The sequence below is a fragment of the Pseudoxanthomonas sp. LjRoot143 genome (assembly GCF_964252945.1).
GTDB lineage: Bacteria > Pseudomonadota > Gammaproteobacteria > Xanthomonadales > Xanthomonadaceae > Pseudoxanthomonas_A.
Map to the genome: position 1 here is coordinate 2,815,358 of NZ_CAXUPM020000001.1, position 11,581 is coordinate 2,826,938.

12 protein-coding genes are annotated in these 11,581 nt (G+C 67.4%); 7 read left to right on the forward strand and 5 right to left on the reverse strand.

Annotation, left to right across the window (positions count from 1 at the left end):
* Window positions 1–23: 23 nt before the first annotated feature.
* Together pip and prmC are read right to left on the reverse strand one after the other, a co-directional pair.
* Window positions 24–965, reverse strand: coding sequence for a prolyl aminopeptidase (pip, locus tag ACSQ1W_RS13705; RefSeq protein ID WP_436044211.1), 942 nt, complete (start codon window positions 963–965; stop codon window positions 24–26).
* Window positions 966–995: 30 nt separating this feature from the next.
* Window positions 996–1,868, reverse strand: a complete 873-nt coding sequence (gene prmC / locus ACSQ1W_RS13710) for a peptide chain release factor N(5)-glutamine methyltransferase (RefSeq protein WP_436044213.1) — start codon at window positions 1,866–1,868, stop codon at window positions 996–998.
* A 385-nt stretch (window positions 1,869–2,253) separates the two neighbouring features.
* On the opposite strand from prmC, the gene ahpC reads away from it, so the two are divergent.
* The 6 genes from ahpC to ACSQ1W_RS13740 all read left to right on the forward strand — a co-directional run bounded on the left by ahpC (window position 2,254) and on the right by ACSQ1W_RS13740 (window position 7,954).
* The gene (gene ahpC / locus ACSQ1W_RS13715) at window positions 2,254–2,817 is read left to right on the forward strand and encodes an alkyl hydroperoxide reductase subunit C (RefSeq protein ID WP_436044215.1); all 564 of its coding nucleotides are present in this window, start codon (window positions 2,254–2,256) and stop codon (window positions 2,815–2,817) included.
* 229 nt (window positions 2,818–3,046) lie between these two features.
* Window positions 3,047–4,633 carry an alkyl hydroperoxide reductase subunit F gene (gene ahpF / locus ACSQ1W_RS13720; RefSeq protein ID WP_436044217.1) on the forward strand — a complete coding sequence of 529 codons (1,587 nt, stop codon included), beginning with the start codon at window positions 3,047–3,049 and terminating at the stop codon, window positions 4,631–4,633.
* Window positions 4,634–4,703: 70 nt separating this feature from the next.
* Window positions 4,704–5,663, forward strand: a complete 960-nt coding sequence (gene oxyR, locus ACSQ1W_RS13725) for a DNA-binding transcriptional regulator OxyR (RefSeq protein WP_436044219.1) — start codon at window positions 4,704–4,706, stop codon at window positions 5,661–5,663.
* Window positions 5,664–5,774: 111 nt separating this feature from the next.
* A complete protein-coding gene (gene rnk / locus ACSQ1W_RS13730; RefSeq protein WP_436044221.1) occupies window positions 5,775–6,215 on the forward strand; it encodes a nucleoside diphosphate kinase regulator in 441 nt (146 codons plus the stop codon).
* Window positions 6,216–6,325: 110 nt separating this feature from the next.
* Window positions 6,326–7,291 carry a transaldolase gene (locus ACSQ1W_RS13735; RefSeq protein ID WP_436044223.1) on the forward strand — a complete coding sequence of 322 codons (966 nt, stop codon included), beginning with the start codon at window positions 6,326–6,328 and terminating at the stop codon, window positions 7,289–7,291.
* Window positions 7,292–7,312: 21 nt separating this feature from the next.
* Window positions 7,313–7,954: a hypothetical protein gene (locus ACSQ1W_RS13740; RefSeq protein WP_436044224.1), complete on the forward strand. Its 642-nt coding sequence runs from the start codon at window positions 7,313–7,315 to the stop codon at window positions 7,952–7,954.
* 94 nt (window positions 7,955–8,048) lie between these two features.
* On the opposite strand, the gene msrA is transcribed toward ACSQ1W_RS13740, so the two are convergent.
* From msrA to ACSQ1W_RS13755, 3 genes are read right to left on the reverse strand one after another with little or no spacing between them, the layout of a single operon-like run.
* Window positions 8,049–8,699: a peptide-methionine (S)-S-oxide reductase MsrA gene (gene msrA / locus ACSQ1W_RS13745; protein ID WP_436044226.1), complete on the reverse strand. Its 651-nt coding sequence runs from the start codon at window positions 8,697–8,699 to the stop codon at window positions 8,049–8,051.
* Window positions 8,700–8,728: 29 nt separating this feature from the next.
* Window positions 8,729–8,998 (reverse strand): DUF2007 domain-containing protein, encoded by a 270-nt coding sequence (locus tag ACSQ1W_RS13750; RefSeq protein WP_436044227.1) that lies wholly within the window; start codon window positions 8,996–8,998, stop codon window positions 8,729–8,731.
* A gap of 38 nt (window positions 8,999–9,036) precedes the next feature.
* Window positions 9,037–9,705, reverse strand: coding sequence for a glutathione S-transferase family protein (locus ACSQ1W_RS13755; protein WP_436044228.1), 669 nt, complete (start codon window positions 9,703–9,705; stop codon window positions 9,037–9,039).
* A gap of 93 nt (window positions 9,706–9,798) precedes the next feature.
* Between ACSQ1W_RS13755 and ACSQ1W_RS13760 the strand changes: the two genes are divergently transcribed.
* Window positions 9,799–11,541: a glutamine--tRNA ligase/YqeY domain fusion protein gene (locus ACSQ1W_RS13760; RefSeq protein ID WP_436044229.1), complete on the forward strand. Its 1,743-nt coding sequence runs from the start codon at window positions 9,799–9,801 to the stop codon at window positions 11,539–11,541.
* Window positions 11,542–11,581 lie beyond the last annotated feature (40 nt).

The following is an 11,581-nucleotide window of genomic DNA, read 5'->3' on the forward strand; positions in this document are numbered from 1 at the left end:
TGTGCTGTCCTGGAAACGGGCCCTCAGGCAAAGCTGTCGGTGGCGCGCACCAGCGCGTCGACGTTTTCGGCTTCGAATGCGGAGTGGCCCGAGGCCGGCGTGATCTCGAGCTTGCCCTTCGGCCACGCCTTGTGCAGTTCCCACGCGTTGGCGATCGGACAGACCACGTCGTAACGACCGTGCACGATCACGCCCGGGATGTCGGCGATGCGCGCCGCGTCGCGCAGCAGCTGGTCTTCGACCTCGAAGAAACCACCGTTGACGAAGTAGTGGTTCTCGATTCGCGCGAAGGCCAGCGCGAATTCCGGCTCCTCGTGCCCGCTGACGAAATCGGCATCCACGTGCAGGAAGCTGGTCGCGCCTTCCCACACGCTCCAGGCCTTCGCGGCGGCCAGGCGGGTCGCCTTGTCCTCCGAGGTCAGGCGACGATGGAAGGCCGAGATCAGGTCATGGCGCTCGACCGGCGGAATCGCGGTGATGTAGTGCTCCCACGCATCCGGGAACAGGCGGCTGGCGCCCTCCTGGTAGAACCATTCCAGTTCCCAGCGACGCAGCATGAAGATGCCGCGCAGCACCAGTTCGGTCACGCGCTGCGGGTGGGTTTCGGCATACGCCAGCGCCAGCGTGGAACCCCAGCTGCCGCCGAAGACCTGCCAGCGCTCGATGCCGAGCGTCTCGCGCAGCTTTTCGATGTCGGCCACCAGGTCCCACGTCGTATTGTCGACCAGATCGGCATGCGGCGTGGAGCGGCCGGAGCCACGCTGGTCGAACAGCACGATGCGGTACTTCGCCGGGTCGTGGAAACGGCGCATCTTCGGGCTGCAGCCCGCGCCGGGTCCGCCGTGCAGCAGGACCACCGGCTTGCCGTCCGGGTTGCCGCACTGTTCGTAGTGCAGCGTGTGGCGGTCGTCGACCTTCAGCGTGCCGGTGTCGAACGGCTCGATCTCGGGGTACAGCGTGCGCATGGGCGGCATGTCCTGGACGAAAGCGACAGTCTAGCGGCTGCGGCCTTGCCCTTCCGTTACGCGGCCCAGGGTGACGCGGTCGCGCTGCTCGAGATCGACTTCCGTCGCGACATCGATGAAACCCGCGGCCTGCAACAGACCCCGGATCGCCTCACCCTGCTCCCAGCCGTGCTCGAGCAGCAACCAGCCGCCGGGAAGCAGATGCGACGGCGCCGTCGCCACGATCTCGCGGATCGCGTCCAGCCCGTCGGCACCCGATGACAGCGCGGAGGGTGGCTCGAAGCGCAGATCGCCTTGCCCAAGGTGGGGATCGCCGTCGGCGATATAGGGCGGATTGCTGGCGATCAGGTCGAAACTTTCGCGCGCGAGCGGCGCCAGCCAGCTGCCGTAACGGAACACGACGTTCGCAACCTCGTTGCTGCGCGCGTTCTGTTGCGCGACCTGCAAGGCCGCCTCGCTGACATCCGTCGCCACCACTTCGGCCTGCGGACGCTCGCTGGCGATGGCCAGGGCGATCGCGCCGGTGCCGGTGCCGAGATCGGCAACGCGCAAGCGATGGTCGGCCGGCAACCGCTCCAGTGCCAGTTCGACCAGGCGTTCGGTCTCGGGACGGGGGATCAGTGTGGCGGGCGACACCTGCAGGTCGAGGGTCCAGAACCCGCGCCGGCCGAGCAGGTAGGCCAACGGCTCGCCTGCCTCCCGCCGTGCCAGCAACGCCCCGAAGGCCGACGCCTCCGGTTCGGACAACGGGTCGTCGCCATGTGCGAACAGCCACGCCCGGTCGCGCCCCAGCACATGCAGCAGCAGGTGCTCGGCCTCGTGGCGGGCATCGGGACCGGACAGGCGGGCCGACGCGGCGCGCAGGGTCAGGTCGAGGCGGGGGGTGGGCAGGTCAGCAGGCATCGCCGCGCATGGTACCGGGCTGCGCCCCTCCGGACGCAGCCGTCTCGCCGCGACGCACCATCATGGTGCTCTATGGCGTATGGACACCTGATGGCGCAGCTGTCCATGCAATTGGCGGCACAAGGATCTGGATCTGGGCACCCGGCTTAAATCCATAGAGCAATCGGATCGCCGACCGCCACATCCGAAATCCATCAAGCCATTGAAAAATAACAACTTCACCCACATCTAAACCTGGCTTACTTGCCCTCGATGCGGATGGATTACCTTTTTGATAGGGAAAAACTATCTATCCAATTCCATCAATCGATTTGAGATATCAATAGTCGCTGCCTACCATGGCCCCATCGCTTCACCACACCCACTCCACTCACGAGGATCTTCCATGTCCCTGATCAACACCGCGGTCCAGCCGTTCAAGACCACCGCCTTCCACAACGGCGAATTCGTCGAAGTCACCGACGGCACCCTGAAGGGCAAGTGGTCGGTCCTGATCTTCATGCCCGCCGCCTTCACCTTCAATTGCCCGACCGAAGTGGAAGACGCCGCCGCCAACTACGCCGAGTTCCAGAAGGCCGGCGCCGAGGTCTACATCGTCACCACCGACACGCACTTCTCGCACAAGGTGTGGCACGAAACCTCCCCGGCGGTGGGCAAGGCCCAGTTCCCGCTGGTCGGCGACCCGACCCACCAGCTGACCCGCGCTTTCGGCGTGCACATCGAAGAAGAAGGCCTGGCCCTGCGCGGCACCTTCGTCATCAACCCGGAGGGCGTCATCAAGACCGCCGAAATCCACAGCAACGAGATCGCCCGTGACGTGTCGGAGACCCTGCGCAAGCTGAAGGCCGCGCAGTTCACCGCCGCCAACCCCGGCCAGGTCTGCCCGGCCAAGTGGAAGGAAGGCGCGCAGGCGATCGCCCCGTCGCTGGACCTGGTCGGCAAGATCTAAGCCGCATCGCATCACCGGCGCATCCGCCTTCCGGATGCGCCCGTTCGACCCGCATCACGTCACCTCCGGGCCCGCTGGCCCGGGGGCTGATCCGGACGCTTGCAGCAGCGGCATGCGCCGCCAGCCGGTTCCCTCCTCCCTGACCGGCGCCTCTCTCCCCCAGGCGCATGCCGCTCCTGCAAACGCCCGACCTTTCCTTCCCCCGATTTCCTCCACGGAGACGTTCGCCATGCTGGACGCCAATCTGAAGACGCAGCTCAAGGCCTACCTCGAAAAGGCCGTGCGCCCCATCCACATCACTGCGCAGCTGGACGACAGCGCCGCTTCGTCCGAGCTGCAGGCATTGCTGCGCGACCTGCAGGACGCCTCCGACAAGATCAGCGTCACCGAACAGCGCGGTGGCGAGCGCACGCCATCGTTCGCGCTGACGTCGCCGGGCCACGACATCCACCTGACCTTCGCCGGCCTGCCGATGGGTCACGAGTTCACCTCGCTGGTGCTGGCGTTGCTGCAGGTCGGTGGCCACCCGTCGAAACTCGCACAGGACGTGATCGAACAGATCCGTGGCCTGGACGGCGACTACCGCTTCGAGACCTATTTCTCGCTGACCTGCCAGAGCTGCCCGGATGTCGTGCAGGCGCTGAACCTGATGAGCGTGCTCAACCCCCGCATCCAGCATGTCGCCATCGACGGAGCCCTGTTCCAGCAGGAAGTCGAGGCGCGCGAAGTGCTGTCGGTGCCCTTCATCTTCCTCAACGGCGCCGTGTTCGGTGCGGGTCGCATGGGCGTGCCCGAGATCCTCGCCAAGCTCGATACCAACTCGGCGGCACGTGCGGCGGCGAAGATCGCGGCCAAGGACGCGTTCGACGTGCTCGTCGTCGGCGGCGGTCCCGCCGGCGCATCCGCGGCGATCTACGCTGCCCGCAAGGGCATCCGCACCGGCATCGCCGCCGAGCGCTTCGGCGGCCAGGTGCTGGACACGATGGCCATCGAGAATTTCATCTCCGTGCCGTACACCGAAGGTCCCAAGCTGGCTGCCGCGCTGGAACAGCACGTCAAGGACTACCAGGTCGACGTGATGGACCTGCAGCGTGCGGAAAAGCTGCTACCCGCGGGCAAGGACGGGCTGGTCGAAGTGCAGCTCGCCAATGGCGCGTCGCTGAAATCGAAGACCGTCGTCCTCTCCACCGGTGCGCGCTGGCGGCAGATGAACGTGCCCGGCGAGAACGAGTACCGCAACAAGGGCGTCGCCTACTGCCCGCACTGCGATGGTCCGCTGTTCAAGGGCAAGCGTGTGGCGGTGATCGGCGGCGGCAACTCCGGCGTCGAGGCCGCGATCGACCTGGCCGGCATCGTGGCGCACGTGACGCTGATCGAGTTCGACAGCCAGCTGCGCGCCGACGACGTGCTGCAGCGCAAGCTGCGCAGCCTGCCGAACGTGCGCATCGTCACCAGCGCGCAGACCACCGAAGTGCTCGGCGACGGCACCAAGGTCAACGGCCTGGTCTACAAGGACCGCGCGGGCGGCGACACGCACCGCGTGGAACTGGAGGGCGTCTTCGTGCAGATCGGTCTGCTGCCGAACACCGAATGGCTGAAGGGCGTGGTGGACCTGAGTCCGCGCGGCGAGATCATCGTCGATGATCGCGGTCAGACCAGTGTGCCGGGCGTGTTCGCCGCCGGCGACGCGACGACGGTGCCGTACAAGCAGATCGTCATCGCCATGGGCGAAGGCTCGAAGGCCGCGCTGAGCGCGTTCGACCACTTGATCCGCACGTCGGCACCGGTGGAAACCCCGGACGCGGTCGCGGCATGATGCAGGGGTGCGGGCCGTACGCCGGTCCGCGCCAGTCGCACGCAAGGCGGTTCCCTGAGGGAGGAGTCCGATGAACCTGCGCGATCTCAAGTACCTGGTGGCCCTGGCCGACCACAAGCATTTCGGCCGCGCCGCGGCGGCGTGCTACGTCAGCCAGCCCACGCTGTCGACCCAGATCAAGAAGCTGGAAGACGAACTGGGCGTGCCGCTGGTGGAGCGCGCGCCGCGCAAGGTCATGCTGACGCCCGCCGGACGAGACGCCGCCGACCGCGCGCGCCGCATCGTCGCCGAAGTCGAACAGATGAAGGAAGCCGCACGCCGCAGCCAGGACCCCGAAGCCGGCACGGTACGGCTGGGCATCTTTCCCACCCTCGGCCCGTACCTGCTGCCGCATGTCGTGCCGCGCATCCGCGCACGCTTTCCGCAGCTGGAACTGCTGCTGGTCGAAGAGAAGAGCGATGTGCTGCTGTCGCGCCTGCGCGAGGGCCGGCTCGATGCGGGCCTGCTGGCGCTGCCGGTGACGGACGATCAACTGCACACCGAGTTCCTGTTCGAAGAACCGTTCGTGCTGGCGGTGCCGGAATCGCATCCGCTGGCGCGGCGCGACTCGCTGAGCCTGGCCGAGCTGTCGCAACAGCAGTTGCTGCTGCTTGAAGATGGCCATTGCCTGCGCGAGCAGGCGCTGGACGTGTGCCGCCTGTCCGGCGCCAACGAGAAGTCCGAGTTCCGCGCGACCAGCCTGGAGACGCTGCGGCAGATGGTCGCCGCCGATGTCGGCATCACGCTGCTGCCGACGCTGGCGGTGAAGCCGCCGGTCGCACGCTCCGAGAACATCCATCTGCTCGGCTTCAGCGACTCGCATCCGAGCCGCCAGATCGCGATGGTGTGGCGCAAGAGCTCGGCGATGGCCGACTTCCTGCAGCAACTGGCGCAGGTGTTCCGCGAGCTTCCGCCCGGCCTGTTCGAGCCGGACGCCCCCCTGCCCCATGTATCCGCGACGACGGAACGCTCCAGCACGCACGCAGCTTGAAGCCATCGCGCTTCCGGGCTACGGTAGGCGCGCAAAAAATGAAACCGATGGGCGGCGCGGCAACGCGTCGCCCGTTTCCTTTTGCGCGACCCCAAAACCAGAGAGCACACGATGAACAACACCCGCACCAGCGGCCTGCCGCCTTCGCTCCCGCCGCTTGTGGTCTCCAGCCGCGACCTGTCCCGCCTGGAGGCCCTGCTCGATACACCCGTGCTGCGCCGGCATCCGGCCGCGCTCGCGCTGATGGACGAACTGAACCGCGCCGACGTGCGCGCACCGGCCGACATGCCGGACAACGTAGTGACGATGCACTCGCGGGTGGAATGCGAGGACGAGCTCACCGGCGAACACCATCGCCTGACCCTGGTGTACCCCCACGAAGCGAACGTCGAGACCGGCCTGGTCTCCGTGCTCGCCCCCGTCGGCAGCGCGCTGCTCGGACTCTCGATCGGCCAGACGATCGACTGGCAGGCGTCCGGCAACCGGCCACTGCGGCTGCGCGTCACCGCGATCGGCTACCAGCCCGAAGCCAGCGGCGCCCTGCATCGCTGACCCGCGTCCGCGCTATCGCCTCAATCCACGAAAACCATCGTCCCGTGCCGGGTCCGCCCGCGCGGGACAGGGCATACTTGTCGCCCCGTTGCCCCCCTGCCCCGAATCCCATGTCCGATACGTCCTCCTCCAAGCTGCAGCAGCTCCGCGAACTCTCCGTCGTCGTGGCCGACACCGGCGACTACGACGCCATCAAGCGCCTCAAGCCGGTGGACTGCACCACCAATCCCACGCTGGTGAAGAAGGCGCTGGACCTGCCGGTGTACGCCGACCTGATCGAAGAGCAACTGGCCTGGGCAAGCGCGCAGGGCGGTGGCGAAGCACTGGTGGATGAGGTCGTGGACCGCCTGACGATCGGCGTCGGCGCGAAGCTCGCCGGCCTGATCCCCGGCCGCGTCTCGACCGAGGTCGATGCCGACCAGGCCTATGACACCGCCGCCACCGTGGCCAAGGCGCGCAAGTTCGTGCAGATGTACGCCGACCAGGGGATAGGCCGCGACCGCATCCTGATCAAGGTCGCCTCCACCTGGGAAGGCGTGGAAGCCGCGCGCCAGCTGCAGGCCGAAGGCATCGACTGCAACCTCACCCTGATCTTCAACCCGACCCAGGCCATCGCCTGCGCCGAAGCCGGCGCGTTCCTGATCTCGCCGTTCGTGGGCCGCATCCTCGACTGGTACGTCGCCAACGGCCAGGCGCCGGCGACCATCGACGAAGACCCGGGCGTGGTGTTCGTGCGCGGCGTCTATGCCGAATTCAAGCGCCGCGGCTCGCCGACGGTGGTGATGGGCGCGTCGTTCCGCTCCACCGCGCAGATCGAGGCGCTGGCCGGCTGCGACCGTCTGACCATTTCGCCCGACCTGCTGGAAAAGCTCGACCAGGACCATGGCGACCTGCCGCGCAAGCTGACCGCCGGCACCAGGGAATCGGTGGATGCCGCACCGGTGACGGCGGAAAGTTTCGCCGCCGCGATCGAGGCCGATCCGATGGCGAAGGAAAAGCTGGCCACCGGCATCGAGATCTTCGCCAAGGACCTGGCCGCACTGCGCGCGACCATCCGCGAGAAGCTGGCCGCCTGACGCCTCGCCCGCACTTCGCGGATGAGCCTGCGTACGTTGCTGGTGATCGCACTGCTGGCCGGCATCGCCGGCTGGTGGTTCTCCGATCATCGTCGCGGCCCGCGTGCTCCCGCGACGGCGGGCGCCACGCCAACCGCCTGCCCGCTGCCACCTCGCGTGTCCGCGGGCGAGCCGCCCCTGCAAACCGACGTCCCCGATGACGTGACGCCATTCGCCTTGCAGGCGGCCACGCTCACGCCGCTGGCGGGCTTCAGCATCGAGGCGCGCGTGCTGTCGCGCGAGGACTATCGCAGCGGGCGCGAGGCGGATCTGTCGCCGGTCGACTTCGCGCTCGGCTGGCAACGCATGGAAGAGGACGCGGTGATCGCTGCGCTCGATATCCGCCAGTCCTCGCGCTGGTACCACTACCGTTGGCGCGACCGGCCGCCACTGCCGCAGGACGAGATCGCCCGCAGCAGCGCCAACATGCACATGATCCCCGGCAACGACGCCATCGCGCAGGCGCTGGCCGACGTGCGCAAGGATGAGCGCATCCGCATCGAGGGCTGGCTGGTGGAAGCGAAAGCCGACGACGGCTGGCGCTGGCGCAGCTCGACGCGCCGCACCGATACCGGCGGCGGCGCCTGCGAAGTCGTTTACGTCTGCGGCGTCACGCGTTTGTAGAAAGAAGCACGCCGTGGGAGCGACGTGAGTCGCGACACTGCCACGGTCGGTTCAAACAGCCTCGCGACTCACGTCGCTCCCACAACCAGCCTCCTCACGCGTCGAGGCCGATCGGGCAGCTCACGCCGGTGCCACCGAGCCCGCAATAGCCGTTCGGATTCTTCGCCAGGTACTGCTGGTGGTAATCCTCGGCGTAGTAGAACGGCGGCGCCGGATACACGACTTCGGTGGTGATGGCACCGTAGCCGGCAGCCTGCAGCTGCTGCTGGTAAGCCTGCAGGCTGGCGTCCGCAGCCGCCTGCTGTTCCGGCGTATGGGCATGGATACCGGACCGGTACTGCGTCCCGACGTCGTTGCCCTGTCGCATGCCCTGGGTCGGATCGTGGCTTTCCCAGAACACCTGCAGCAGCCGCTCGAACGACACCTGCGCCGGGTCGTAGACGACACGCACGACTTCGTTGTGTCCGGTCTGGCCGGAGCAGACTTCCTCGTAAGTCGCGTTCGGCGTGCCGCCGCCGGCATAGCCGACCGACGTGCTGTACACGCCGGGCACATTCCAGAACTTGCGCTCGGCACCCCAGAAGCAGCCCAGGCCGAACTCGACCTGCTCCAGCCCGTTGAACGCGTCGCGCAGCGGGTGTCCGTTGACGAAATGCACGTTATGCAGCGGCAGCGGTGCGCTGCGTCCCGACAGCATGTCTTCCGCGCGCGGCATGCGCTGCTTGTAGGCTCCGATACCCAGCATGGCGAACCTCGTGGTGATGGAACGACGGATCAGGCGGGCAGGATGCCCATGCCTTCGTCGTCGCCTTCCAAGATGGGGTCGTCGTCGCGCGATTCCAGTCCCAGCGCCTGCACGATGCCCTGCGCTTCGGGGAACGCTGTGTCCGGGACGCAGACCCGCAGCACGCCGAACAGCGGCAGTTCGCCCATGCCGCCCAGCAGCGACTCGCCGAACACGAAGGCCGGGATCTCCACCTCTTCCAGCGCGTGCTTCACCAGATGGGCGTCGAACAGGTTGTCGGCCAGGTAGATCACGCGCATGGATTCGTCCTCCATGGCCAGACTACACCGCTGCCCGCCTAAAGCGGCTTGCGCAGCCTGTCCGTGTCCGCCACCGATTCAGTTTCCGCCACTGCCGCGGAGCGCCATTCCCGCATCGCAGGCAGCGCGAACAGGGCCTGCATATAGGCGCGTGCCGTGTCATCGACGTCGACGCCGTAGCCATCGAAGCGAATAGCCACGGGTGCATACATGGCGTCGACGATGCCGAACCCGCCGAACAGGAAGTCCCCGCCCGCCCCATGCGCAGCGCGCAGCTGACGCCAGAGTGCCTGTACGCGGTCGATATCGCACTGGGCGGCCTCGTCCCAGGTGTAGGCGTCCGGCGTGCGCCGACTGTTCATCGGCAGCTGCGTGCGCAGCGCGACGAAGCCCGAATGCATTTCCGCGGCGGCGGCACGAGCCAGGGCGCGGACTGCCAGGTCTGCAGGCCAGCCACGGCCATCGAGCCAGCGCTCGTTGGCGTACTCGCAGATTGCCAGCGAATCCCACACATGGACCCCGCCATCGTGCAGTGCCGGCACCTTGCCGGTGGGGGAATGCCGCCGTGCCTGCGCGGTGAAGTCGGGCGCGTCCAGCAGCAGCCGGACCTCCTCGAAGGCGACGCCGAAATGGCGCAGCAGCAGCCAGGGACGCAGCGACCAGGACGAGTAGTTCTTGTTGCCGATGACCAGGACCGGGAGGCTCATGCCGGGTTCCACGCGCGCCTAGGCTGTTCAGGATAGACCAGCCGGCCCCCGGGACCGGCTAAACTTGCCGTTTTCCACGTCCCAACGCCTCCGATGTCCGACGCCGCCCCCGCCCCCGACGCCCTTCCCGAAAAGAAGGACTTCATCCGCCAGATCGTGCGCGAGGACCTGGCCGCCGGCCGCCACACGTCGGTGAAGACCCGCTTCCCGCCCGAACCGAACGGCTACCTGCACATCGGCCACGCCAAGGCGATCTGCCTGGACTTCGGCATCGCCGGCGAGTTCGGCGGCGTCTGCAACCTGCGCCTGGACGACACCAATCCGGCCAAGGAAGACCCGGAGTACGTGCGCGCCATCCAGGATGACGTGCGCTGGCTGGGCTTCGACTGGCACGACCTGCGCCACGCGTCGGACTATTTCGAGGTGCTGTACCTGGCCGGCGAGAAGCTGATCCGCCAGGGCGATGCCTTCGTCTGCGACCTGAGCGCGGAGGAAGTGCGCGAGTACCGCGGCACGCTGACCGAACCGGGCCGCAATTCGCCGTACCGCGACCGCAGCGTCGAGGAGAACCTGGACCTGTTCCGCCGCATGCGCGCGGGCGAGTTCCCGGACGGCGCGCGCACGCTGCGCGCCAAGATCGACATGGCCAGCGGCAACATCAACCTGCGCGATCCGGCGCTGTACCGCATCAAGCACGTCGAGCACCAGAACACCGGCAACGAGTGGCCGATCTACCCGATGTACGACTACGCGCACTCGCTGAGCGATGCGGTGGAAGGCATCACCCATTCGCTGTGCACGCTGGAATTCGAGGACCATCGTCCGCTGTACGACTGGTGCGTCGACAGGGTGGACCTTGCCGGTTCGCCCGAGTTGATCGCACCGCTGCTGGCCAAGGGCCTGCCGAAGGAAGCCAGCAAGCCGCGCCAGATCGAATTCTCGCGACTGAACTTCAACTACCTGGTGATGAGCAAGCGCAAGCTGCTGGCCATGGTCAACGACAAGCTGGTCGATGGCTGGGACGACCCGCGCATGCCGACGCTGCAGGGCATCCGCCGCCGCGGCTACACGCCGGCCGCGCTGCGCCTGATGGTGGACCGCGTGGGCATCAGCAAGCAGAACTCGCTGCTCGACATCTCGATCCTGGAAGGTGCGCTGCGCGAGGACCTGGATGCCGCCGCGCCACGCCGGATGGGCGTGGTCGACCCGGTGAAGCTGGTGCTGGTCAACCTGCCGGAAGGCCACGAGGAGTCGCTGACGTTCTCCAACCATCCGAAGGACGAAGCCTTCGGCCAGCGCAGCGTGCCGTTCTCGCGCGAGCTGTGGATCGAGCGAGAGGATTTCGAGGAGGTCCCGCCGAAGGGCTTCAAGCGCCTGACCACGGGCGGCGAAGTGCGCCTGCGCGGCGCCGGCATCGTGCGCTGCGATGAGGTGATCAAGAACGACGCCGGCGAGATCGTCGAGCTGCGCGGCTGGCTGGATCCCGAATCGCGTCCCGGCATGGCCGGCGCCGAACGCAAGATCAAGGGCACCATCCACTGGGTCAGCGCGCGACACGCGGTGGCGGCGGAAATCCGCCTGTACGACCGCCTGTTCACCGTGGCGAACCCGGACGACGAATCCGAAGGCAAGACCTACCGCGACTACATGAACCCGGAATCGCGCCGCACGGTCACCGGCTACGTGGAGCCTGCCGCAGCGAGCGCCACGCCGGAACAGTCGTTCCAGTTCGAACGTACCGGCTATTTCGTCGCCGACCGCTACGACCACACGCCGGAGCGTCCGGTGTTCAACCGTAGCGTGACCCTGCGCGACACCTGGGCCACCAAGGCCTGACACCGGCGGCTTTCACCGCCTGTTGAGGCGGTGGCCGGCA

What these genes read in the sequence shown, in the direction of transcription:
- ACSQ1W_RS13755 (WP_436044228.1), bottom strand. Translation starts at nt 9,705, where the DNA reads ATGAGCCTCCCGGTCCTGGTCATCGGCAACAAGAACTACTCGTCCTGG.
- ahpC (WP_436044215.1), top strand. Translation starts at nt 2,254, where the DNA reads ATGTCCCTGATCAACACCGCGGTCCAGCCGTTCAAGACCACCGCCTTC.
- oxyR (WP_436044219.1), top strand. Translation starts at nt 4,704, where the DNA reads ATGAACCTGCGCGATCTCAAGTACCTGGTGGCCCTGGCCGACCACAAG.
- prmC (WP_436044213.1), bottom strand. Translation starts at nt 1,868, where the DNA reads ATGCCTGCTGACCTGCCCACCCCCCGCCTCGACCTGACCCTGCGCGCC.
- pip (WP_436044211.1), bottom strand. Translation starts at nt 965, where the DNA reads ATGCGCACGCTGTACCCCGAGATCGAGCCGTTCGACACCGGCACGCTG.
- msrA (WP_436044226.1), bottom strand. Translation starts at nt 8,699, where the DNA reads ATGCTGGGTATCGGAGCCTACAAGCAGCGCATGCCGCGCGCGGAAGAC.
- ACSQ1W_RS13735 (WP_436044223.1), top strand. Translation starts at nt 6,326, where the DNA reads ATGTCCGATACGTCCTCCTCCAAGCTGCAGCAGCTCCGCGAACTCTCC.
- ACSQ1W_RS13750 (WP_436044227.1), bottom strand. Translation starts at nt 8,998, where the DNA reads ATGCGCGTGATCTACCTGGCCGACAACCTGTTCGACGCCCATCTGGTG.
- ahpF (WP_436044217.1), top strand. Translation starts at nt 3,047, where the DNA reads ATGCTGGACGCCAATCTGAAGACGCAGCTCAAGGCCTACCTCGAAAAG.
- ACSQ1W_RS13760 (WP_436044229.1), top strand. Translation starts at nt 9,799, where the DNA reads ATGTCCGACGCCGCCCCCGCCCCCGACGCCCTTCCCGAAAAGAAGGAC.
- ACSQ1W_RS13740 (WP_436044224.1), top strand. Translation starts at nt 7,313, where the DNA reads ATGAGCCTGCGTACGTTGCTGGTGATCGCACTGCTGGCCGGCATCGCC.
- rnk (WP_436044221.1), top strand. Translation starts at nt 5,775, where the DNA reads ATGAACAACACCCGCACCAGCGGCCTGCCGCCTTCGCTCCCGCCGCTT.